Annotated in this window: 17 protein-coding genes and 1 pseudogene; 8 read left to right on the top strand and 10 right to left on the bottom strand. The window is 74.9% G+C overall.

Features of this window, described 5'->3' with window-relative positions; translation table 11 throughout:
• The first annotated feature begins 174 nt into the window (after positions 1-174).
• Positions 175-2,187: an N-acetylmuramoyl-L-alanine amidase gene (locus RLT57_RS29695; protein WP_399129975.1), complete on the top strand. Its 2,013-nt coding sequence runs from the start codon at positions 175-177 to the stop codon at positions 2,185-2,187.
• A 130-nt stretch (positions 2,188-2,317) separates the two neighbouring features.
• Here RLT57_RS29695 and RLT57_RS29690 read toward each other — a convergent pair whose 3' ends face one another.
• The 3 genes from RLT57_RS29690 to RLT57_RS29680 form a co-directional block, all read right to left on the bottom strand.
• Entirely contained in the window at positions 2,318-2,818 is a 501-nt protein-coding gene (locus RLT57_RS29690; protein ID WP_311300343.1) for a hypothetical protein, read from the bottom strand.
• Positions 2,819-2,862: 44 nt separating this feature from the next.
• Entirely contained in the window at positions 2,863-5,589 is a 2,727-nt protein-coding gene (locus RLT57_RS29685) for an ATP-binding protein (protein WP_311300342.1), read from the bottom strand.
• A 455-nt stretch (positions 5,590-6,044) separates the two neighbouring features.
• The gene (locus RLT57_RS29680; protein ID WP_311300341.1) at positions 6,045-6,716 is read right to left on the bottom strand and encodes an ABATE domain-containing protein; all 672 of its coding nucleotides are present in this window, start codon (positions 6,714-6,716) and stop codon (positions 6,045-6,047) included.
• Positions 6,717-6,764: 48 nt separating this feature from the next.
• On the opposite strand from RLT57_RS29680, the gene RLT57_RS29675 reads away from it, so the two are divergent.
• The gene (locus RLT57_RS29675; protein ID WP_311300340.1) at positions 6,765-7,418 is read left to right on the top strand and encodes a pyridoxine/pyridoxamine 5'-phosphate oxidase; all 654 of its coding nucleotides are present in this window, start codon (positions 6,765-6,767) and stop codon (positions 7,416-7,418) included.
• A complete protein-coding gene (locus tag RLT57_RS29670) occupies positions 7,409-8,116 on the top strand; it encodes a maleylpyruvate isomerase family mycothiol-dependent enzyme (protein WP_311300339.1) in 708 nt (235 codons plus the stop codon). Before RLT57_RS29675 ends, RLT57_RS29670 begins: the two co-directional genes overlap by 10 nt.
• A gap of 226 nt (positions 8,117-8,342) precedes the next feature.
• On the opposite strand, the gene RLT57_RS29665 is transcribed toward RLT57_RS29670, so the two are convergent.
• Positions 8,343-8,582: a DUF397 domain-containing protein gene (locus tag RLT57_RS29665; RefSeq protein ID WP_311300338.1), complete on the bottom strand. Its 240-nt coding sequence runs from the start codon at positions 8,580-8,582 to the stop codon at positions 8,343-8,345.
• 203 nt (positions 8,583-8,785) lie between these two features.
• Between RLT57_RS29665 and RLT57_RS29660 the strand changes: the two genes are divergently transcribed.
• The 3 genes and pseudogenes from RLT57_RS29660 to RLT57_RS29650 all read left to right on the top strand — a co-directional run bounded on the left by RLT57_RS29660 (position 8,786) and on the right by RLT57_RS29650 (position 9,965).
• The gene (locus tag RLT57_RS29660) at positions 8,786-9,358 is read left to right on the top strand and encodes an isochorismatase family protein (RefSeq protein ID WP_311300337.1); all 573 of its coding nucleotides are present in this window, start codon (positions 8,786-8,788) and stop codon (positions 9,356-9,358) included.
• Positions 9,359-9,451: 93 nt separating this feature from the next.
• A pseudogene (locus RLT57_RS29655) lies at positions 9,452-9,853 on the top strand (TetR/AcrR family transcriptional regulator); the annotation flags it as partial.
• The gene (locus RLT57_RS29650; RefSeq protein WP_311300336.1) at positions 9,840-9,965 is read left to right on the top strand and encodes a DUF4865 family protein; all 126 of its coding nucleotides are present in this window, start codon (positions 9,840-9,842) and stop codon (positions 9,963-9,965) included. The pseudogene RLT57_RS29655 and the gene RLT57_RS29650, both read left to right, overlap by 14 nt.
• 153 nt (positions 9,966-10,118) lie before the next feature.
• Here RLT57_RS29650 and RLT57_RS29645 read toward each other — a convergent pair whose 3' ends face one another.
• Together RLT57_RS29645 and RLT57_RS29640 are read right to left on the bottom strand one after the other, a co-directional pair.
• Positions 10,119-12,278: a serine/threonine-protein kinase gene (locus RLT57_RS29645; protein WP_311300335.1), complete on the bottom strand. Its 2,160-nt coding sequence runs from the start codon at positions 12,276-12,278 to the stop codon at positions 10,119-10,121.
• Between the two features lie 142 nt (positions 12,279-12,420).
• Entirely contained in the window at positions 12,421-13,437 is a 1,017-nt protein-coding gene (locus RLT57_RS29640) for an oxygenase MpaB family protein (protein ID WP_311300334.1), read from the bottom strand.
• 530 nt (positions 13,438-13,967) lie between these two features.
• On the opposite strand from RLT57_RS29640, the gene RLT57_RS29635 reads away from it, so the two are divergent.
• A complete protein-coding gene (locus RLT57_RS29635) occupies positions 13,968-15,341 on the top strand; it encodes an LCP family protein (RefSeq protein WP_311300333.1) in 1,374 nt (457 codons plus the stop codon).
• Between the two features lie 453 nt (positions 15,342-15,794).
• On the opposite strand, the gene crcB is transcribed toward RLT57_RS29635, so the two are convergent.
• From crcB to RLT57_RS29620, 3 genes are all read right to left on the bottom strand, one after another.
• A complete protein-coding gene (gene crcB / locus RLT57_RS29630; RefSeq protein WP_311300332.1) occupies positions 15,795-16,169 on the bottom strand; it encodes a fluoride efflux transporter CrcB in 375 nt (124 codons plus the stop codon).
• A 103-nt stretch (positions 16,170-16,272) separates the two neighbouring features.
• Positions 16,273-16,758, bottom strand: a complete 486-nt coding sequence (locus RLT57_RS29625) for a fluoride efflux transporter FluC (protein ID WP_399129667.1) — start codon at positions 16,756-16,758, stop codon at positions 16,273-16,275.
• A gap of 179 nt (positions 16,759-16,937) precedes the next feature.
• A complete protein-coding gene (locus RLT57_RS29620; RefSeq protein WP_311300331.1) occupies positions 16,938-18,023 on the bottom strand; it encodes an S-(hydroxymethyl)mycothiol dehydrogenase in 1,086 nt (361 codons plus the stop codon).
• Positions 18,024-18,328: 305 nt separating this feature from the next.
• Between RLT57_RS29620 and RLT57_RS29615 the strand changes: the two genes are divergently transcribed.
• Positions 18,329-19,174 (top strand): hypothetical protein, encoded by an 846-nt coding sequence (locus RLT57_RS29615; protein ID WP_311300330.1) that lies wholly within the window; start codon positions 18,329-18,331, stop codon positions 19,172-19,174.
• A gap of 122 nt (positions 19,175-19,296) precedes the next feature.
• Here the strand turns inward: RLT57_RS29615 and RLT57_RS29610 are convergent, their stop codons facing one another.
• On the bottom strand, positions 19,297-22,248 hold the full coding sequence (locus tag RLT57_RS29610) for a hypothetical protein (protein ID WP_311300329.1): 2,952 nt from the start codon (positions 22,246-22,248) through the stop codon (positions 19,297-19,299).
• Positions 22,249-22,263 lie beyond the last annotated feature (15 nt).

The raw sequence follows: 22,263 nt of genomic DNA, 5'->3' as shown, positions 1-22,263 counted from the left end.
CCGCCCCGGTGGTCCACACCACTGACGCGGGCCAGGTCGGCGCCCCACGGATCGGAAACCTCGCCGGAACCAGCCCTGACGTGCGAAGACACCGTCGTATACGGGAAGCTGACGCCCGGTTGACGGGGCTGGTGCAAGGCGATACCTCTGTGGTGCCTGATGAACCGGTATCTCATGGAGGACCCTGTGCCAGGAACCGCTCCCCCGTCCGGCAGACACCACGGGCGGCGTCTGCCGCGTACGCTGACCGCCGTCGCCGCGGCGGCGGCCCTGCTCCCGCTGTTCGGCACCGCTCAGGCGGCCGAACCGCCCCGGGACGCCGCCGCGATCCCGCTCCAGCGGGCGTTCGACGACGCCGCGCAGCGCTACGGGGTGCCGCAGAGCGTCCTGCTCGGGGTGTCCTACCTGGAGTCCCGCTGGGACGGCCACCAGGGCATGCCCAGCGCCACCGGCGGCTACGGTCCGATGCATCTGACCGACGCCCGTACCGCGCTGGCCGACTTCCCGCGGTCGGCCGTGGGCGACGGCGGGGACGACGGCCGCGGCGACGACTCCCGGCCGCTGATCACCCCGGCCACCATCGAGGCGCCCGACGTCGCCGCGCTGCCGGCCGCGCTGACCACGCTGGACCGGGCCGCGGCCCTCACCGGTCTGCCCGCCGGCGCACTGCGCGCCGAACCGGCCGCCAACGTGGCCGGCGGCGCCGCGCTGCTCGCCGACCTGCAGAAGTCGCTCGGCGAGCCGCTCAGCGCGGACCCGGCCGACTGGTACGCGGCGGTCGCCCGTTACTCCGGCGCCGACGACCGGGCCACCGCCGGCTCCTTCGCGGACGACGTGTTCGACGTGATGCGGCAGGGCCAGACCCGCGTCACCGACACCGGCCGGCGGGTGACGCTCACCGCGCTGCCGTCGTTGCGGCCGGCGGCCGGCCAGGTGGCCCGCGTCGGGCTGCGGGCGCCGAACGCCGCCGGGACCGAGTGTCCGCCGGGGCTGGGCTGCGAGTGGGTGCCGGCGCCGTACCAGGAGACCGGCGGCGGGGACTACGGCAACTACGACATCGCCGACCGCCCGGCCGGCCAGAAGATCGACACCATCGTCATCCACGACACCGAGGGCTACTGGGACACGGCCATGCAGCTGGTCCAGGACCCGACGTACCTGGCCTGGCACTACACCGTGCGGTCCGCCGACGGCCATGTCGCCCAGCACCTGAAGACCAAGGACGTGGGCTGGCACGCGGGCAACTGGTACACCAACGCCAAGTCGATCGGTGTCGAGCACGAGGGCTTCCTGGTCGACCCGGACGCCTGGTACACCGAGGCGATGTACCGCTCGTCGGCGCGGCTGGTGCGGTACCTGGCGGCCGAGTACCACATCCCGCTGGACCGGCAGCACATCCTCGGCCACGACAACGTGCCCGGTCCGACCGCCTCGTACGTCCCCGGCATGCACACCGACCCCGGCCCGTACTGGGACTGGGGCCACTACCTGGCCCTGCTCGGCGCCCCCGTGCGCGCCACGGCCGGGTCCTGGGGCGGCATCGTGACGATCGACCCGGACTACGAGACCAACCAGCCCGTCTACACCGGCTGCATCACCGCGGGCGACACCTGCGCGGCGCACGGCTCGACGGCCGTACGGCTGTACACCGCGCCCAGCGAGGACGCACCACTGGTGAAGGACGTCGGGATGCACGGCGCCACCGGCGCCGGCACGACGGGTGTCAACGACATGGGGTCGCGGGCCTCGACCGGCCAGCAGTTCGCGGTCGCCGAGCGGCAGGGCGACTGGACGGCCGTCTGGTACCTCGGGCAGAAGGCGTGGTTCCACAACCCGCGGACCGATCCGACGGCGGTGGACGCGGTCGGCCTGGTCGTCACCCCGAAGAAGGGCCTGGACAGCGTCCCGGTCTACGGCCGGGCCTACCCGGAGGCGTCCGCCTTCCCGGCGGGCGTGCCCGTGCAGGCGCTGAGCCCGATGCCGTACACGGTGCCCGCGGGGCAGCGGTACGTGGTGGGCGGCGCGGAGCGCGGCGAGTACTACTACTCGGTGACGTTCGACACCGCGAGCCACCAGGTGGTGCGCGGCAGGCAGCTCTACTACGAGATCCAGCTCGGCGCCCGGGTGGAGTACGTCAGGGCCGAGGACGTGACGCTGCTGCCGTCGGCGCTGGGCGCCCCGCGCTGAGGCGCTGGCGGCCCGCGCGCAGGCGGCCGGCCGGGGACCCCGGGGAACCGGACCGGCCGGCCGCCACGCGGTCTGCGGCGGGCGCTCGGCGCGCCCTCGACCGGTGCCGGGCGGCGCCCGGCGGACGGACTCAGCCGGCCTGGAACATCTGCGCGGGCAGCGGCTTGAGCAGCTGGTACAGGTCGTCGGTGATCGGCCGGTCCCAGGTGGCGATGGTGACCTGCACACCGTCGCTGCGGTCGAACTGGGCGCAGCCGACACGGGACTCGGAGATCTTGATCCGCCGCACGATCAGCAGGCCGTCGCCGTGCATCACCGGGGTGTCCTCGATCCCGGTGACCTCGGTGGGCTCGTCGTTGCCGAGCGCGGCCAGCAGCTGCGCCACCTCGAACGGAACCTGGCCGTCTTCGAGGTCGCGGGCGGGCGAGCCGGGCGGCAGGTTCCCGATCAGCATCGCCGGGCCGCGCCCGCCGTACAGGTCGTAGCGCAGGTAGATGCCCTGACAGCTGCCGTCGGGCCCGGGCAGCAGCCCGGCGCCCAGGTCACCGGGCCAGTCCCCCGGGTCCATCGCGAGGACGTCGAAGTCCGGACCGGTGGGCGTGGCTGCGCTACGGCGGCGGAGAAAGGACATAAGGCCATCGTACGGGGTGGGCGGGCGCCGCCGGCAGCCGGACGTCACACGGTACGGGGCCGGTCGGCGGGTTGCGGGCCGGCCGCGGCCGCGGCGCGGAGCGGGACGCCGGCCGGGTACGGCGGGGCGGTCAGGGAGAGTTCCCGGCGGGCGGTGTCCGCGGCGCCGTCGGCGCCGCAGCGCAGGGCCTCCTCCAGGCCGCGGCGCAGCCGGTCGGCGGCCTCGGCGGGCGCCCCTGAGCGGCGCAGCGCGGCGCCGTGGGCGACCAGCGCGCGGGCCAGCTCGTAGCGCGAGGGCGAGACCTCCAGCCGGGCCACCGCCTCGGCGAACAGGTCCAGGCCGCGGTCGCCGCCGACCACCTCGGCGGCGACCCGCAGGCTCTGGCCGATCGCGGAGGGCGCGCCGAACTGCCGGGCCCTGGCCACCGCGTCGAGGGCGCTCCGCTCGGCCCGGTCGGGGGCGTCGTGCGACTCGGCGAGCGCCAGGTGCAGCTGCCAGGGGCACCAGGACGGGTTGCGCATCCCGCGCGGATCCAGTCGCCGTCCGACGGAGGCCAGTTCGGCGGCGGCGTCCTTGAACCGCTCGCGGGCGAGCAGTAGTTCGCCGTGCACGGCCTGCGCGTCCGGGATGGTGACGGCCGACGGGAAAGGCGCGTGGAAGGCGTACTCGGCGGCCAGTTCCGTGGCCTCCTCGACCCGTCCGCGGGCGAGCAGGACCTCGACCAGCAGCGTGACGGCGTACCACTGCACGGGGGTGCCACGCCCGACCCGCTCCGCCAGCCGCAACCCGTCGCGCCCCAGTTCCTCGGCCTCGGGGAGCCTGCCGCCCCGGTAGCGGACGTAGCCGAGCATCACGTAGCCGAAGGACAGGTGGGCGCCGCGCCAGCCCTGCCGTTCGAAGTCGGCGATGCCGGTGGCGAAGAGCTCCTCGGCCCGGTCCGGCTGGTCGGCGTACACGTACGACAGCGCGGCCAGCACCGGCACCTCGAAGCCCCGGTTCTCGTCCGCCCACGGCATTCCGCCGTGCAGCGCCCGGTCGGCGTGCCGGAGCACGGTGGAGGTGTGCTCGCCCCGCAGCGTGGCGTCCCAGGCGCGCAGCGCGATGATGTAGCGCTCGGTGAGGTCGCGTCCGCCGAGCCGGTCGGCGAGCCGGGTCAGCCGCCGCGAGCGGCTCGGCGAGTCGGGTTCGTCGGCCCGGAAGGCGTCCCACATGAACTGCTCGGCCTGCATGCGCAGCCGGGTGCGGGCGCTGGTGGCGGTGCGGGCCGCGTGGGCGACCACCTCGGCGGCCTCGGCCATCCGGTCGCTGTGCGCCAGCGACTGGGAGAGCCGGAAGAGGATGCCGTCGCGCAGCGCCGGGTCGTCGATCGGCTCCTCCAGCGCGGCGCGCAGGTGGTTGACGGTGGTGGAGGGCTCCAACAGCTGCGAGGAGCAACCCAGTTCGTAGAGCACGGCGGCGCGCTGTCCGGGCAGCGGGGGTTCGCGCAGTGCTCGGGCGAGCAGGGTGCGGGCGACCTCCGGGGCGCCGGCCCGCAGCGTCTCCCGTGCGGCGGCGCGCAGTTGGTGGACGACCGACGGGTCGCCCTCGGGGTGGGTCTCCAGCAGGTGGCGGGCGGCGGCGGTCGGGCCCTGCCCGGCGTCGATGACGGCCCAGGCGGCCTGCCCGTGCAGCGCGACCCGTACGGCGTCGGGTATCGCGCGGTAGACGGCGGTGGCGATCAGCGGGTGGACGAAGCGCAGGGTCTGGCTGCCGGTCAGCACGCGGGCCGCGCGCAGCCGGTCGGCGCAGTCGGCGGCCTCCTCGTGGCCGAGTCCGGCGACGTCCGCGGCCAGCGCGGGCCGGGTCTCGGTGCCGAGGACGGCGCAGGCCCAGGCGAGCCGTACCGTCGACGGGCCGAGCCGCTCCAACTGGGTGATCAGGCCCCTGCCCTTGACCGCGGCCACCAGGTCGCGCAGCAGGTGGGTGCTGGTCTCGTCGGGAGGCATCCCGCGGTCGCGGACCTTGGCGCTGAGCTCGACCGCCTCGAAGGGGTTGCCCGCGGTGACCGCCCAGCACTCCCGGCAGAAGGCGTCGTCGGCGTGGGCGCCGACCGAGTCCCGTACCAACTCGCCGACGGCGCCGGCGGTGAGCGGTTCCAGGTCTATCGGCCGGTGGCCGGCGCGGCCCGGCAGGCCGCGGAACGCCTCGGCACCGGGCGGGAGTTCGTCGGGGCGGTAGGCGACCACGACGAGCAGCGCGAGCTCGTCGGCGCGGGGGGCGAACGCGACGAGCCAGTTGAGGGACTGCGGATCGGCCCAGTGGGCGTCGTCCAGTACCAGGACCAAGGGCGCGCTCTGCACGGCGAGGTGGGTCAGCACCCAGTCGAGCCCGTCGCGCAGGCCCTGCGGGTCGGGGGCGGGGCCCTCGGCGGTGCACAGGCCGAGGGCGGGGCCGACGATGCCGTACCAGCTGCCCAGCGTGTCGCGGATCTCGGGCTCGGGGCGGCCCGCCAGCCGGGGCTGGAGCAGCTGCCGGGCGACATGGAAGGCCACCTGCTGCTCCTGGTCACCGCCGCGGGCGGACAGGACGGTGCAGCCGCGGCCGACCGCACGGTCGCGTACCTCGCCGAGCAGGGTGGTCTTGCCCAGACCCGCGGACCCGGCGAAGGCCAGCAGCCCGCCGCGCGGACGGCCGTACTCGCCGGTGAGCCTTGCCAACGCATCGTCCACGGCGCCGAGTTCGTCGTCACGTTCGAGTAAAAGTTGCCGCTTGCGCGAGTGGCGCTGCATCATGGTGCCCCCTCTTACCCCCGGCGGGCGCGCGCCGGGCGCACGACGTTCCGTACGGCCACCGGTCCGATGGCCTCACAGCGTACGCCGCCGACCACCGTCCGCGAGGGGAGTACGGCAAGGCGGGAGGCCGTCTTCGGCGGAGCCGCCGTGCCGGTCCGCCACTGGCAGGAGACGCGACCGGCACGGCGTCGTGGCGGCACCGTGGAGGCACCCGGCGGGGCCAGCCCACCGTGGACACTGCCACGGCCCCGGCGAGCCCCACCAGCCTCGGCCGGTTCCGCCCCGGCCCGAAGCCCCCATGCGCCCCGTATGCGCCCCCTCACCGACCACAACGTCCGCCTCCCCACTCCCACCCCCCGGGAGCGCGGCGCGGCCGTCGGCGCCAGCCGGGACTCGGGCGGTGCGGGTCGGTACCGGTCGGTGCCGGGGCAGCGGAGGGGGGCGCCGGGGCGGAGTCAGCCGAGGCCGGACGGCGTCGGTCCGGGACGGTCGGCGACGGCCGGGACCGCGGCGCGGCGCCGGGCGTGGTGGCGCGCCACCCGGGCCCGGTTGCCGCAGGAGGGCTTGCACCACTCCTGCAGGGCGTGCTGCTTGACGAAGTAGCGGACGCAGCGCGGCGCAGGGCAGGCCCGCAGCTTCTCGCGGTCGGGACCGGCCAGGAAGGCGATGGCCGCGCGGGCGAGGGCCGCGGCGAGCCGGTCGGCGGTGGGGGCGGCAGGGGCGGCGAGCGGGCCGGGGACCGCGCAGCGGGCGGTGGGCGCCGTCTCCGGGAGCCAGTCGAGCCGCGGGACGACCGGCACCAGCGCCGAGGCCGCGTTCAGCCGGTGCAGCGACTCCTCCGCGGACGGCAGCCGGCCCGCGTCGGCGGCGCTGGGGGGGCCGGGCAGCACCGCCCGGCCGAAGAGCGCGCGGACCGCCGTACGGACCGTGACGACCGCGCCGAGCGCGGCCTCGTCGGCGGTGAACTCCCCGCCGGACACGGTGAATCCGTGACCGGCCAGCGCTAGGGCGTGCTCGCGCACCCAGGCGGTCAGCCCGGCGGACTCGGCCAGGCCGTCGGCGATCCCGTCGTGGCCGTCGTGCCGGATGGTGACCGCGAGGTCGAGCGCGAGATGATCAACGTCCATGTGTTAATGGTATCTTCGCCGCACACCATTAACAGCGAGGGGGTATCCGTGTCCGACCTGCGCCAAGTGCTGCGCGGACTTGAGGTGTTCGCGGATGATCTGCCGGAATTCGACACCACACGGCTGCCGGCCGATCCGCATGAGCTGTTCACCGACTGGCTGCTGGAGGCCATACGTGACGGGGTGCGCGAACCGCACGCCATGACGGTCTCCACCGCCGACGCCGACGGCAACCCGTCCGCGCGGGTACTGATCTGCAAGAACGTCTCCGCGGCGGGCTGGCAGTTCGCCACCGACAAGAACAGCCGCAAGGGCCGTGAGCTCGCCGCCCGTCCGGCCGCCGCCCTGACCTTCTACTGGTCCGGTGTCTCCCGGCAGGTCCGGGTGCGCGGGACGGTGGTACCGGCCACCGCCGGGGATTCCGCCGCCGACTTCCTGGCCCGCTCCCCCGGCGCCCGTGCCGAGGCCCTGCCCGGCCGGCAGAGCGCCCCGCTGTCCGACCCGGCCGCCCGCGACGAGGCGGTGCGCGTCGCCGCCGAGCGGATCGGGCGCGACCCGGGGCTGGTGGCGCCGGGCTGGACCCTCTACACGCTGCGCGCCGACGAGGTCGAGTTCTGGCAGGGCGACCGCGAACGACGGCACACCCGCGTCGACTACCGCCGTACGGACACCGGTTGGGAGCGGGGGCTGCTGTGGCCGTGACACCGGACATCGTCACACCGGCCGACCTGCGGCTCGCGCTCGACGCGGGCCACCTGCGGCTGCGGGAGCTGCTGGGCGGCCTCACCCAGGAGGCCGCCCGCGCGCCGAGCGCGCTGCCCGGCTGGACCCGCGGCCATGTCCTGTCGCACATCGAGGGCGTCGGCCTGGCGCTGGCCCGGCAGGCGCGGTACGCGCTGCGCGGCCGGCTCATCGAGGTCTACGACGGCGGCCGGGCCGGCCGGAACGCGGCCATCGAGGCCGGGCAGCGGCGCGGCGCGCCCCGGCTGCGCGCGGCGCTCGCCGACGCGCTGGACGAAATCGAGGCGTCCTGGTCGGCGGTCGGCCCCGACGACTGGGGGCGCCCGGTGCGCTACCGCGACGGCACGCTGTTCGACGCGGGCCTGGCCTGGTGGCGGGAGCTGGAGATCCACACGGCCGACGCGCTGCTGGGCCGGGGCGTGGCGGACTGGTCGGAGCCCTTCTGCGCCCACCTGGTGGAGTTCCTGGCGCCGCGGGTGCCGGTCGGCGTCGAACTGTCGCTCACCGCGGTTGACGGCCCCTGGTCGTGGACGCGCGGTACGGGCACTCCGGTCGCGGTACGGGGCCGGCTCACCGATCTCGCGGCCTGGCTGGCGGGGCGGCATCCGGTGGGCCCGCTGACCGGCGATCCGCTGCCGGACCTGGAGCCCTGGCCGTAGCGCCCGCGGCCGGGGGCCCGGCCGCGGCCCCGCGGACCGTGGGGCCGTGGCCGCGAGCCTCCCGGTGGCAGGCCGCTCGCCCGTCGTACCGCGTCGGCGGCGGCGACCGGATCGGGCGGTCCGCCCCGCCGCCCGCGCACCGTGGATGCGGCGGCGGCGCAGGGACGGCCGGACGGCCTCGGAGGTCTCCGAAGCGGCCGCGGGTGAGGCCGGGTGCCGGGCGGCCTCAGGTGAGGTCGAACTCCCCGTCGCGTGCGCCCAGGACGAAGGCACGCCACTCGGCGGGGGTGAAGATCAGTGCCGGGCCGTCCGGCTCGCGGCCGTCGCGCATGGCGATATAGCCCTCCACGAAGGCGATCTGCACATCGCCGGTGCCCTGGCTGCTGGACAGCCACTCCGCGTCCGTCAGGTCGACCTGGGGCTTCTTCCCGTCGGCCAACGGCTGTCCGATGGTGCTCTCCGCCACGTCCGCGCTCCTCCCACATGCCACGTCGTCGTACCGGCCCAGCGTATCCGCCGCGGCGCCGGGCCGGAGCAAGAAGCCCGAAGCGGTCGGCAGCACGGTCGCGAGGTGCTAGGACCGTTCCGTTCCGGGCTCACAACTCCCTTATGGCACAGGCGTGTTCGATCATCGGGCGGCGGCATGACCGGCCCGGTAGGGTCCGGATCATGAGCGCACATGATCACGGTCGCCGGGCCGGCGCCGTACGTGAGTCCCCGCTGTCCCCCGGGCTCGACCGGGCCCGCACCGCACTGGTGCTGATCGATCTGATCGACCGCATGATCGCCCTGCCGCTCGCTCCGCACCCGGGCCCGCGGGTGCTCGACGCGGCGCTCGGGCTGGCGAGGACGTTCCGTGCGGCGGGCGCGCCCGTGGTGGCGGTCCGGGTCCGGCGGGCGGGCGCGCCGGACCAGCCGCCGGGCAGCGACCTGGTCGCGGAGATCGCCGCGGTCGCGGACCTGGTGGTGGTCAAGCACACCGTCGGCGCCTTCCAGGACACCGGGCTGCACGACCGGCTCAGGGAACGCGGCGTGCGCACCCTCGTGCTCGCCGGGATCGCCACCAACCTGGGTGTGGAGTCCACCGCGCGGGCCGCCGCCGACCTCGGCTACGGCCTGGTCTTCGCCGCCGACGCCATGTCCGGGCTGACGGCCGCGGAGCACCAGTCGTCGGTGGCGCTGGACTTCCCGCGCTTCGGCACGGTGGTCAGGGCCTCGGAGGTGGAGTTCGCCGACGGTTGAACCGGGGCACCGGGGGCCGGCCGGCGGTCCGCGCCGTCGGCCGATTCCGTACCTACTAGTATGTAAACTCCGGGCACGGACACCGCTGAACGGCTGATCGAGAGCGCCGGGGAACTGCTCTGGGAGCGCGGCTACGTCGGGACGAGCCCGCGCGCCATCCAGGAGCGGGCCGGCGCCGGACAGGGCAGCATGCACCACCATTTCCGGGGCACGCCGGATCCGGCCGTGACGGCGATGCGCCGCGGCGCGGCCGAGCTGCGCGCCCAGGCCGACGTCCACCTCTCCACCTGTGACACGCCGGTGGAGCGGCTGGGCGGTTATCTGCTGCGCCAACGCGATCCGCTGCGCGGCTGCCGGGTCGGCCGGATGGCGATGGACCCGGAGGTGGTGGCCACCGAGGAGCTGCGGCAGCCGGTCCAGGAGACCTTCGCCTGGCTGCGCCGACGCCTCGCCAAGATCGTCGCCGAGGGCGTAGCGGCCGGTGAACCGGCCCGGGGTGCACTCGGTCGCCCTCGCGGTCGACCCGCGCCGCTGGGAGCTGGCGCGCTTCACCCTGTGGCAGGACGCGGCCCCCGAGGAGCCGGGCAGCGAGCGCTACAGGTGTTGAGCCTGTCCCGGCCGGGGCTGGACGCCGTCCCGACCGGGCGGCAGTGGTGCACCGCGGGCCGGTGGCGGGCGCTTCCGGCCCGCCGACCGGCCGGGCGGGCGAGCGGGGGGCGCGTCCGGTCCCTGACACCGTTCCGCCGGCGGCGCGGCGCGGTCAGAGCCGCTCGGGCGATTCCTCGCGCTGCTCGGAGACGCGGCGGTACAGGGCCTGTGCCTCGGCGGTGCGGCCGAGCTGGGCCAGGCAGCGGGCCTCGTCGTTGCGGCTGGTGAGGGTGTGCGGGTGGGCGGGACCGAGGACGCGCTCGCGGGCCTCGGCGACCTCGCGGTAGAACGGGAGCGCCCCGGACCAGCGGCCGAGCCAGCCGAGGCCGACGGCGATCTCCCGCTTGCTGACCAGGGTGTCGGGGTGCGTGGCGCCGAGCACCCGTTCCCGCACCGCCGCCACGTCGCGCGCTTCGGCCAGCGCCCGGTCCCACTGGCCGAGTTGGCCGAGGTTGACGCCGAGGGCGTGCCGGGCGCGCAGGGTCTCGGTGTCCGCGGAGCCGACCGTGCGGGTCAGGGCGGCGACGAGGTCCTCGTACAGCGCCAGCGCCTCCGCGTTGCGGCCGAGCCGGCCCAGGCAGATGCCGATCTCGTAGCGGGCGGCCAGCGTTTCGGCGTGGTCCGGGCCGAGCACCCGGGCGCGGGCCTCGGCGACCTCCTGGTACGTCCGCAGCGCCTCCGCCGCGCGCCCGGTGCGGCCGAGCGCGTGGCCGACCTCGAACCGGGTCACCAGCGTCTCGGGGTCGTCGCCGCCGAGCACCCGCGTGCGCACCTCGGCCACCTCGGCGGCCATGGTGTACGCCTCCTGCGCCCGGCCGAGCATTCCCAGGTTGACGCCGAGGTTGTGCTTGCACTGGAGGGTGTCGGGGTGGTTCGGCCCGACCGTCCGCTCGCGGGCGGCGAGCACCGCGGCGAACTCCCGGTGGGCCTCCAGGTAGCGGCCCAGCCGGCCGAGTTCGTACGCCGCCTCGTGCCGGGCCGCGAGGGTGCCGGGGTCGTCCGGGCCGAGGACGCGGCGGCGGGCCTCGGCGACGTACTCGTACATCCGCAGCGCCTCCTCCGTGCGGCCCAGCCTGGTCAGGCTGTACGCGGCCTCGTACCGGGCGGACAGGGTGTCGGGGTGCTCGGGGCCCTGGGCACGGTCGCGGGCCTCGGCGACGGCGGTGTGCAGTTCGTACGCCTGCCGCCAGTTGCCGACCCGGCCGAGGTCGACGGCCTCGGCGTGCCGCGCGGCCAGGGAGGCGAGCGTGTCGGGGTCGGCGGCGACGTTCACCGGGCGGGTCGACCAGGCCGCGGTCAGCTCGTGGTGCGGCAGGGCCGCGGCGCCGTGGGCGCGGGTGGAGTGGGCGGCACAGCCGGTGCTGAACCCCCTGGCCCAGCCGGGCAGTTCGGCCGGTGCCACCGGGTGCGCGGCCACGCCGGCCGCCGCTCGCATGGCCTTGAGCCGGCCGTGGACGTCGGCGGCGTCCTGCGGCCGGTGCTCGGGGTCCTTGGCGAGCAGGTCGAGGATGAGCCGCTGGAGTTCCTCGGGCAGTTCGGGGCGTTTGACGCGCGGGGGCTCGGGCTCGGTGTCCCGGTGCCCGACGAGGATGGACCAGGCGTCGCCGAGGTCGAACGGCGGCGCCCCGGTGGCCAGTTCGTAAAGCACGCAGCCGAACGAGTACAGGTCGCTGCGGTGGTCGACCTCGGAGGCGTCGATCTGCTCGGGCGACATGTAGTGCGGGGTGCCCATGGCCACACCGCTGCCGGTCAGGCGCGAGGTGAAGCCGATGTCGTGGCCGAGGCGGGCGATGCCGAAGTCGCAGATCTTCACGGCGCCGTCGCTGAGCCGGATGATGTTCGCCGGTTTCAGGTCGCGGTGGACGACGCCTTGGGCGTGCGTGTACGCGAGGGCGTCGGCGACCTGCTCGGCGATGTCGGTGATGTCGGGCACGGGCAGCGGGCTGCGGCTCGCGTCGTCCAGGATCTGGAGCAGGTTGCGGCCGTCGAGCAGCTCCATCACCAGGAAGAGCAGGCCGTCGTGTTCGCCGAAGTCGTGTACGACGGTGATGCCGCGGTGCTGGAGTGCCGCGGCGACCCGGGCCTCCCTGCGGAAGCGCTCCTGAAGGATCCGGGTGAAGCCGGCGTCCCTCGAAGGCCCGCTGGGTTTCAGGCACTTCACCGCGACCCGGCGACCGAGCGATTCGTCCAGCGCCCGCCAGACCTCGCCCATCCCGCCCCGGCCGATCAGCTCGTGCAGCCGGTACCGGCCCTGGATCAGGGTCCCGCTCACCCCGGTTCCACCGGGTATCGCGTATTCCGGTCCTTGGTGTCCGTCATGATGTACAGCCGCCATCGCGCGCCGCCGCCCCCGTACTTTTCGGTGCTTCCCCGGTCCCAGTATGGCCGGGGCGGGCGGCTCATGGGACAGCGCGTCAGCGCAATTCGGTACGCGCGGCGTGCAGCCGGTGTGCGGACGGACGGGTACCGGGCCCGAGGCGCCCGACGGCCTTGAGGATGTGGCCTGGCGGCAACCGCCGGCGCAGGGCGGCCGGTACGGTCCGCAGCAGCCGCCCGGTGATGCGCAGCCGCCGGTCGGTGGCCGCCTCGGACGGCGCCCGGCGGCCGTACAGCCGGTGGGCGAACGGCGGCAGGGCGGCGAAGGCGGTGCCGGCCACGGCCGGCCAGAGGGCGAGCCGCGCCGGCAGCAGCACGGCCGGCACCGGCGGCGCCTTCAGGAACCGGACGACGTCGAAGGCCTCCGGGGTGGCCGCCAGCCGGGGGCGCGCCCGGTCGAAGTAGCGGGCGAGTTCGGCGGTGTCTGCGGGCACCGCGGCCGGGTCGAGGCCGACCAGCCGGGCGGACTCGCGCTGCTCGGCCACGTAGGCGTCGGCGTGCGCGTCGGTCAGCGGGAAGCCGGAGCGGCGGGCCACGTGCAGATACGAGTCGATCTCGGCGCAGTGCACCCAGAGCAGCAGTTCGGGGTCGTCGACGCCGAAGCGTTCCCCCGTGTCGGGGTCGGTCGCCGACAGTCGCCGGTGGATGCCCCTGATCCGGGCCCCCGCCCGTTCCGCGGCGGGCGCCGTGCCGTAGGTGATCTCGCCGACGAACGACGCGGTGCGCAGCAGCCGGCCCCACGCGTCCTGCCGGAAGTCGGAGTTCTGCACGACGCCGCGCACCGCCCTCGGGTGCAGGGCCTGCAGGTAGAGCGCGCGGACGCCGGCGATCCACATGACGGGGTCGCCGTGCAGCTGCCAGGTCACCGAGTCGGGTCCGAAGAGGCCCGGGTCGGGGGGAGTGCGCGTCGGCGGGTCGGGGCGGGTCCGTCCGGGCGCGCCGGGGTGCGGCGAGGCCGGCGTGCCCGGGTGCGGGTCCGTTCCGGGGACGGGTACGGCCTCCGGGGCCGGCGCGGGCTTCGAGTACCGCCCGGAGTCCAGGTCCGCGTCGCTCATGGCGGCCTCCTTCGCGCTGCGTCCGCCCCACGCTAGTCCGGCCGGGATGCCGCCGGGCGTCCGGGGGCGGGCCGGCTCGGGCCGCGTCCGGCTCGCGGCGGCCCGGCCGGATCGGGCCTGTGGACAACTCCGGGGCACCGGTCGCGGCTTCTGTCACCCTGTGTGTGTACCGAAATCCATGGGGTGACATCCACCGGGGGGAACTGTGCGGACACAGCGGAATCCGGCGTTCCGGCGGGGCGCGGCGGAGCCGGGTACGGAGCGGCTGGGGTGCGGGGCGGAGCGCCCGCCCCGCAGGGGCCGCACCCGTCCTGACGGGGGTGGTCCCCCCAAGCGGCGCGCGGGTCCGGGCCCGCCCCGCACCGGGACCGCGGCCGCCCAGCCGCCCGACCGCCCGGCCGGATGCGCCGACCGGCCGACACCCCGCCCGCGGGCAGCCGGGATCCGGCGCCCGGGTGGGCGATACTGCGATGGCGCCGGTGGGCGTTTTGTCCATCGGGTCGCGCACGGACACAAGGACGTACACACTCATGGCCGACGGGCAGGACGACGACCACCACGACAGGACGACGGGCGGACCGGGACAGCTCTCGGCGCCCGCGGAGAGGGAGGGCGAACAGGAAGCGGGGGCGCCGGTGGCGCGGCACGCCGGGTGGTGGAAGGTGGCGCGCCGGGTGACGGTGGGCCTGTCCGTGGCGGTGCTGCTGGCCGCGAGCGCGGGCGCGTTCGTCTACCTCCGGCTGAACGGCAGCCTGCGGGAGCTGCCGCTGTTCGGCGGGATCGGCGGCAACGCGGGCAGCGAACGGCCGGACGCGTTCGGCCGGACCCCGCTGAACGTCCTGGTGATCGGTTCCGACGCCCGTTCCGGCCGGGCGGACTGCCGCCTCGGCGGGGACTGCGGCCCGGGGCAGAACGCCGATGTGGAGATGGTGCTGCACATCGCGGCGGACCGTTCGCACGCGACCGTGCTGAGCATCCCGCGCGACACCGTGACGGCGCTGCCCGCGTGCCGCACGGCCGGGGGCGGTATCGCGGCGGCGCACCGCGGCCCGGTCAACTCCACGCTGCAGTACGGACCGGGTTGCACGGTCGCCGCCGTGCACAAGCTGACCGCGCTGCCCATCGACCACTTCGTGCTGGCCGATTTCGCCGGGGTGGTACGGATGTCGGACGCGGTGGGCGGGGTGCCGGTGTGCGTGGACCGGAATGTGTACGACCCCTACTCGCATCTGAAGCTCGCCAAGGGCCGGCATGAGCTGAAGGGTGATTCGGCGCTTGAGTTCCTGCGGTCGCGGCATGCCTTCGGTGACGGCAGCGACCTGGGACGCACCGACGCACAGCATCTGTTCCTCGGCGCGCTCGCGCACCGGATGCGCGAGGGCGGGGCGCCCGCCGGCCCGGCGGGCATGCTGTCGCTGGCCGACGCGGCGACCACCGCGCTGACCGTGGACACCGCGCTGGCCTCGGTCGACAAGCTGTCGGGGCTCGCCGACGACGTACGGAAGGTGCCCTCCGCGCGGTTCGCGTTCACCACGATGCCGAGCCGCCCCGACCCCGCCGATCCGAACCGGCTGGTGCCGGAACCGGCCGCCGAGGGCCTGTTCGCCGCGATCGGGGCCGACCGCCCGCTGCGGGTCTCCGGACCGCCGACGGCCGCCGGCGGGCATCCGCGCACGGCGCGTCCGGGCCCGCCGGCCGACGAGACCTTCGAGGACCGGGCGGCCGGCGGTGCGGGCGGCCGGGCGGGGTCGCCGACCGCCTCGAGTGCCAGGGGCCGCACCGCGGCGGGCGGCGGCGCGTGCGCGAAGGTGTCGACCACGGCGTCGGTCACCGTCAACGGTGTGGCGATGACCCCGGCCGCGGCCTACGCCGCGACCCCGCGTGTCCCGGTGTCGGCGTGGTGACCGGCGGCGGGTGGATGTCACCGGACGGGAAGCCGGCTCGTCCTGTCCGGAGCCCGCGGTGGTCGCGGGCCCGGAGTCGGAAGGGACGGCTGGCAGATGCGGGTGGCGGTGGCGGGCGGCACGGGGTCTGTCGTCGGGATCCGCGCGGCGTCGCGGAACCGGCACGCACGCCTGCCGCGTTCTGACCGGCCGGCGACGGCCCCCTCGGCCTTGACACCCGGGGAGGCACCCCGGGCGGGGGGCAGGGGAAGGCGTCGCCTTGCCCTCGGCCTTGGCGGCCGGGGTGGCGCACCCGCCGCGTCACCTTTCACCTCCACCTCGCGGCGACACGCACCGGGCCCCGCTCCCCCGCCCGCGGACATCCCGACGAGCCGCTGCGGCGGGCAGCGGCTGCCAAAGCCGCTGCCGACCGCCGTCGCTCCGGCCGGCTCGCTGATCGGCTCGGCGGACCGTTCAGCCCCAGACCGCCTCGGCGACCGCCGTCCCGGCGAAGGCGGCGCCGAGGCCGGCGGCCACGCTGCCCACGACGTTGGCGGCGGCGTAGAAGCGGCTGCCGTCCTCGGCGAGCCGCAGCGTCTCGTAGGAGAAGGTCGAGTACGTGGTCAGCGCGCCGCACAGCCCGGTGCCGATGAGGAGTTGCAGGTGGGCGGAGGCGGCGCCCTCCGCGGCGGCGCCGGTGAGGACGCCGAGGACCAGGCAGCCGACGACGTTGACCGTGAAGGTGCCCCAGGGGAAGGCGCTGTCGTGCCGGGACTGGATCGCCCGGTCGGCGAGGTAGCGCAGCGGGGCGCCCACGACGGCGCCCACGACGACGAGCAGCCAGTTCACCGGGTGTTCCGCCTCTCCCGCTCCGCGCCGGCCGGCCGCACCGGCCGCCGCACCGCGCGGACCGGCTGCCGACGGGCCGGCCGCCGCCTCGTCACCGGGCGCTTCATCGTCGCCCTCGTACGGCCAGCTGCCGGGTCAGGGCCGCCGCGGCCCATACCGCGAGCAGGGCGACCACCACGGTGAGGCCCAGATACGCCACCGCGATCCGCGGATGCCCGTCGTCCGCGAGCCGCCGGACGTCAATGGTGTAGGTCGAGAAGGTGGTGAACCCGCCGAGCACCCCGGTGCCGAAGAACGGGCGCAGCAGCCGGTGCGGGTTCCACACCTCGGTGATCAGCACCATGAACACGCCGATGACGGCGCAGCCTGCCGCGTTGACGCCCAGGGTGGTCCAGGGGAAGGTGCCGTCCGCCGTCGGCCACAGGAGCGCGGCGCCGTAGCGGGCCGCCGCGCCGATCGCGCCGCCGGCCGCGACCGCGGCGACGATCTGCCGCATCCCCCGGCGCGTCTCGGCGCGCTGGGAGGGCACCCGCAGATCGACGTCGGGGTCCACGGCCTCGCCGGCCGTGCGGGAACGGGGTTCTGCCACGGGCGTCTCCTACTCGTCGGTCACGGCGCACGTCCGGGTACGAGGTGCGCGTCGTCGCAAGCAGGGACCGTTGGCGGCGTCACCGCGGTTCGGGTACGGCGGGCCCCACCGCCGCGCGACGGCCGTGAGCCGTCGCCGGTGGCGATTCTACCGTTCGGCCGGACGGACCCGGACCGCGGTCAGAGCAGCACCACGGACCGCAGTACGTCGCCGCGGCGCATCGTGGCGAACGCCTCCTCCACGTCGCCGAGGCCGATCGTCTCGCTGACGAACGCCTCCAGGTCCAGCCGTCCCTGAAGGTGCAGGTCGATCAGCACGGGGAAGTCCCGGGACGGCAGGCAGTCCCCGTACCAGGAGGACTTCAGGGCGCCGCCGCGGCCGAAGACGTCGAGCAGCGGCAGTTCCAGCCGCATCTCCGGGGTGGGTACGCCGACCAGTACGACGGTTCCGGCGAGGTCCCGGGCGTAGAACGCCTGCCGGTACGTCTCAGGGCGGCCGACCGCCTCGATCACCACGTCGGCGCCGAAGCCGCCGGTGAGGTCGCGGATCGCGGCCACCGGGTCGGTGGTCCGGGAGTCGACGGTATGGGTGGCGCCGAGCCGCACCGCCTGTGCGAGCTTCCGGTCGTCCACGTCGACGGCCACGACCGCGCCGGCGCCGGCCAACCGGGCGCCCATCACCGCGGCGCCGCCGACCCCGCCGACGCCGATGACGGCCACCGAGTCGCCGCGGCCGACCGCGCCGGTGTTGACGGCGGCGCCGATTCCGGCCATCACACCGCAGCCGAGCAGCCCGGCGACCCGGGGCGCCGCGGCCGGGTCGACCTTGGTGCACTGGCCGGCCGCGACCAGGGTCTTCTCCGCGAACGCCCCGATGCCGAGGGCGGGCGACAGTTCGGTGCCGTCGGCCAGCGTCATCTTCCGGCGGGCGTTGTGGGTGTCGAAGCAGTACCAGGGCCGGCCACGCCGACAGGCCCGGCAGCGGCCGCAGACGGCACGCCAGTTGAGGATCACGAAGTCGCCGGGCGCCACCTCCGCCACGCCCTCGCCGACCTCTTCGACGACACCGGCCGCCTCATGGCCGAGCAGGAACGGGAAGTCGTCGTTGATGCCGCCCTCCCGGTAGTGCAGGTCGGTGTGGCAGACCCCGCATGCCTGCACCCGGACGACCGCCTCACCGGGGCCCGGATCGGGTACCACCACCGTCTCGACGGTGACCGGTTCACCCTTGCCCAGGGCCACAACGCCCCGCACCCGCTGCGCCATTCGGTTATCCCTTTCCCGGACTTTCCCGCACTTCCCCTGACCTTTCCGGACCTTCGTGCCGGCCCGGTCAGCCGAGTGTGTCACCGTGGGCGGGCGATGTCAGGGATCGCGGCACGTCAGCGCGGTTCGCGCCCCCGGCGGGCAGGCGGTCGCCGGGCCTGGATGTACCGGCCAACCACTCTGTGTTCCAGTTGAGTTGGTGGACCGCCCATGGTGACGGAGGCGCCGGTGAGGCTAAGTTGCTTGCTGCCCGAGGCCGCCGCCCGTGCCGGGTGCGGTCCGCCCACGTCTTCCTGGGGGTTCCGTTGCGCGCGACCGCGCCGTTCCGCCGTACCACCGCGACCCTGCTCGCCGTCGCCGCCCTTACTGCGGCCGGCGCCTCCACCGCGCACGCCGACTCCCCCGGCGGATGGGTGCAGACCGGCAGTTCGCTCGTCAACTCGCTGACCGGCGGCGAGGGTGTCGCCTCGCGGGCCGACGGCTCGCTGCTGACCCGCGGCCTCGGCTCGATCCCGTTGGGCCTGCGGTTCGCCGGCTGGAACCACGTCGGCGACCCCGACATCGCGGGCGGCTACGTCTTCGACGCCTACCAGGGCGGCGACAGCGCCACCTCGAAGATGTTCGAAGTGACCACGCCTTCCGGGCACGCCTACGACTACACGCACCCGCTGGACTCCGGTGAGCTGCTCAACAACTCCTTCGCCACCGTCTCGCCCGATTCCCAGTGGCTGGTGGCGGGCGAGTGGAACACCGTGAACCGGCTCCAGGTCTTCCCTGCCCCGCTGACCAATCCCAGCACTCCGGCGACCGGCGGCACCCTCCCCCAGGCCGGACAGATCACCCTCAGCCGCAGCGTCGACGACGTCCAGGGCTGCGACTTCGTCTCCGCCACCCGGCTGGTGTGCGCGTCCGACGACGGCGCCAAGGACGTCTTCCAGGTGGACCTGCCGCACCAGCTCGACGGGACGCCGGTCACCGGCCAGGTCAGCACCCTTTTCCAGGTGCCGCAGTCGAGCATCTGCTCGGGTGCCTTCGAGACCGAGGGCGTCGACTACGACCCGGCCGCCAAGGTGCTGCGGGTGGAGATCGTGTCGCCGGGCGTCTGCGAGGTGGTTACCACCGTCTACTCCTACCGGCCGACCACCGGCTGACCGCCCGCCGAAGGGCTCGGGGGCCGCGGGAACGCGAAAGGGCCCCGCGGGCTCGCGCCCGCGGGGGCCCTCCTCGTCCGGGTGACCGGACGACGGGTCGCCCGGTCACCCGGTCACCCGCTTCAGTGGCCGCCGTGGCCTCCGTGGACCGGCGGACGGGTGACGTGGACGGTCGCCGTCTCCGTACGCCCGGAGCCCGCGCCGACCGCGGACACCGCCGCGCTGCCGAATGCCTCGGCGGCGGGTATCACCGCGGTGAGGAGGACGGTGCCCCGGCTGTCGGCGACGGCGCTGCCCAGCGCCACCGAGTCCAGGGTGAAGGCGACGTTCTCACCGCTGCGGTAGCCCGACCCGTTGAGGGTGACGCTCTGGCCGGGAACCGGCGTGGTGTCGGTGACGGCCAGCTTGCCGGGGTGCGAGAGCGCCTTGTACTCCGCGCAGACGTCTCCCTGGGCGCCGACCGGCGGCGCCGGGGTGGCCGTGCCGGTGATGCCGTCGTCCTCGCGGACCGTGACGGTGCCGAAGTCGTGGCTGCCCAGCACCGCGTCGGTGGAGTTCGACACCCCGACCTTGTACGAGGTGGTAGAGGTCGCGCCCGCGACGGTGTCGCCGGTGGCCGGGATCGCGACCACCTGGCAGGTCCCGCCGGGCGGGAAGACGACCCGCTGCATGGCGAGCCCGACCTTGCCGGTCGTGGAGCCGATCGCCGTGAGGTACGCGGTGACCTTGGACCGGCTCGGGGCGGACAGGTACACGGCGACGTGGTCGGTGCCGGCCGCCGAGCCCTCCTCGGCGGTGGTGGACGCCACGTTGACGGTCGGCCGTGTCCGGACCCGGGGCGTGCCCACGCCCTTGCTGTCGAACCCGAGGTCGGACAGGTACGCGCCGCCGGTCACGGTGCCGTCCACACCGACGGCCGGAGCGAAGGTGATCGTGGACAGGCGGCTCAGGTTCAGGCCGGCCTTCTTGAGTGTCGAGGTGGGCACGTGCAGCTGCTGGAGCACGATCTTGCCCAGGTTCGTCGACGTGCTGGCCGGCATCCGGGTGACGCCCCACTTGTTGAGGTCGGACGCCAGGGCGCTCCAGGTCCGGCCGGAGGTGTCGGACACCGTCAGCTTGACGTCGGTGCCGGTGACGACGCTCTCGTCCGGCGACATGTCCACCGTCATCTCGGCGTAGTGCGAGACGTCCCGCTCACCGGGCGGGACCGCGACGGTGACGCCGCCGGTCGTCCCCGTCCAGGTGAGGTGCGTCATCGGGTTGAGCGGCACGTTGGGCGCGTAGTTGGCGGGGGTCCAGTACGGCACCTGCTGGTTGGTGAGGGTGCTGCCGGGGTTGGTGCAGTACGGCAGCGCTTCGGGCACGGTACGGCCGTACTTGTTGGCGCAGACGGTCGCGGTGACCGCGCCGGTCGCCGTCACCAGCGGCGAGGCGGCCTTGAAGGTGGTGATGTCGGTGCGCAGCGACGAGGGCTGCTGGGCGACCGTCCGGACGTCGGCGAAGTCGGACACGGACGGCGGCTCCTGCCCGGAGCCGTCGAACATGCCCTGGAACCGGGTCTGTCCGCCGAGGGTCGCCTCGAAGAAGCCGGAGATGTAGGCCGAGCCGACCTGGTACTCCTGGGCGGCGGTGAGCCGGATGTTCTTGCCCGAGGCCAGTGCGGTGGCGCTGGTGCCGCACACCGGGTCGTTGGTGCTCGACCAGTCGTCCGAGGCGCCCGGGTACGGCGGCGTCCAGGAGGAGTTGTAGAAGTCGTGGTCGGTTCCCATGACCCAGATGTCGGAGCGCTGCACGTCGTCGGAGAAGGTGCCGTCGCGGGAGTCGGCGTAGAAGTGCTGGCCCTGCTGGTCCGAGACGTCGCCGTCGCAGTAGGGCAGCAGGGTCGTGGTCACCACGTCCGGCAGGGTGGCGCGGGTGAAGTCGATGGGCGCCAGCGCGAAGACCGACCTGAGGTTCCACGGGTGCGCCAGGCCCTCGTTGAGGGTGCCCGCGGTGACGACGCCTTCGCCGCCGCGCGAGTGGCCCATCAGGCCGATCCGGCCGAAGTCCATCGTGCCGGCCAGCTGCCGTGCTGTGACGGTGCCCGTGGGGTACGTGGCCAGGCCGGCGGTCAGCGCCTGCCCGAGGGTCACGTCCTGGTCGGTCGCGGCGTCGTGGTAGCTGACCTGGTGACCGCTGTTGACCGACTTGAGCATGGTAAGGGTGTCCAGGACGAGCTGGCCGCGGGTGATGGCGCCGTCGTCCGGGGAGAGCTGGTTGTCGTTGGCGTTGATGGCGTTCGCCGAGATCGACACCACCGTGTAGCCGTCGGCCGCCAGCGCCTCGCCGGCGCCGTCGTAGCCGGCGTAGCTGAGGATCGGGGTGGTGCCGGTCGGGCAGGGCCAGCCGCTGGCGCCGCGCAGCGTGGTGGTGTTGTAGCAGGAGCTGTGCCGGCCGTGCAGGAAGATCACCAGCGGGTGCTCGCCCCGGCTGCTCGGCAGGTAGATACGCCCTTCCAGTTCGCCGCGGATGCCGCCGATGTCGGCCAGGGCGACGGACTGGGCGCCGAAGTTGTAGTCGGCGATGGTGTAGCGGCCGGTGCCGATGGTCGTCGGGTCGCTGCCGGTGCTGCCGGAGCCGCCCGGCTTGGTGACGGTGCTGTCGCGCTGGGCCTTGAGCAGGGCGGTCGCCGACGGCACGGCGGCCGGGCCGGTGGCGGTGTCGTCGCCGCCACTGGACCACTGCCAGGTGATGTCCTTCGCGGTGGCGACCGAGGGGTCGGACGTGGTCACCAGGAGGGTGTGCCCGTCGGCCGACTCGGCGGCGGGGCCGAGGCTCGCGCCGTCGGCGAGCAGGACGGGGATGTCGTCCTTGACGGGCAGTTCGGTGTCCAGGGCGAGCGAGACGACGTAGCCGCCCGCGCCCTGGGTCACCGTCCAGTCGGACCCGGAGTCGACCACGGCCGAGCCGGCGTCCGGGGTGTCGGCCGTGGCCGGCAGCGCCGCGGCGGCCGTGGTGGCCGCCAGCGCGAGCAGGCCCGCGGTCAGCGCGGTGAGCGGGCGTCGCAGCGCCCGGCTGGGTATCTGTCTGTTCATGGTGGTCGGTTCCCA

The sequence above is a fragment of the Streptomyces sp. ITFR-21 genome (assembly GCF_031844685.1).
Lineage (GTDB): Bacteria > Actinomycetota > Actinomycetes > Streptomycetales > Streptomycetaceae > Actinacidiphila.
Note: the sequence above shows the minus strand (reverse complement) of the source record. Positions and strands in the feature narration are given on the sequence as shown.

Bases quoted from the DNA above. Each gene is read 5' to 3' on its own strand.
- RLT57_RS29640 (WP_311300334.1), bottom strand. From the start codon at position 13,437: ATGAGCGACGCGGACCTGGACTCCGGGCGGTACTCGAAGCCCGCGCCG.
- RLT57_RS29635 (WP_311300333.1), top strand. From the start codon at position 13,968: ATGGCCGACGGGCAGGACGACGACCACCACGACAGGACGACGGGCGGA.
- RLT57_RS29685 (WP_311300342.1), bottom strand. From the start codon at position 5,589: ATGATGCAGCGCCACTCGCGCAAGCGGCAACTTTTACTCGAACGTGAC.
- RLT57_RS29620 (WP_311300331.1), bottom strand. From the start codon at position 18,023: ATGGCGCAGCGGGTGCGGGGCGTTGTGGCCCTGGGCAAGGGTGAACCG.
- RLT57_RS29610 (WP_311300329.1), bottom strand. From the start codon at position 22,248: ATGAACAGACAGATACCCAGCCGGGCGCTGCGACGCCCGCTCACCGCG.
- RLT57_RS29660 (WP_311300337.1), top strand. From the start codon at position 8,786: ATGAGCGCACATGATCACGGTCGCCGGGCCGGCGCCGTACGTGAGTCC.
- RLT57_RS29690 (WP_311300343.1), bottom strand. From the start codon at position 2,818: ATGTCCTTTCTCCGCCGCCGTAGCGCAGCCACGCCCACCGGTCCGGAC.
- RLT57_RS29695 (WP_399129975.1), top strand. From the start codon at position 175: ATGGAGGACCCTGTGCCAGGAACCGCTCCCCCGTCCGGCAGACACCAC.
- RLT57_RS29680 (WP_311300341.1), bottom strand. From the start codon at position 6,716: ATGGACGTTGATCATCTCGCGCTCGACCTCGCGGTCACCATCCGGCAC.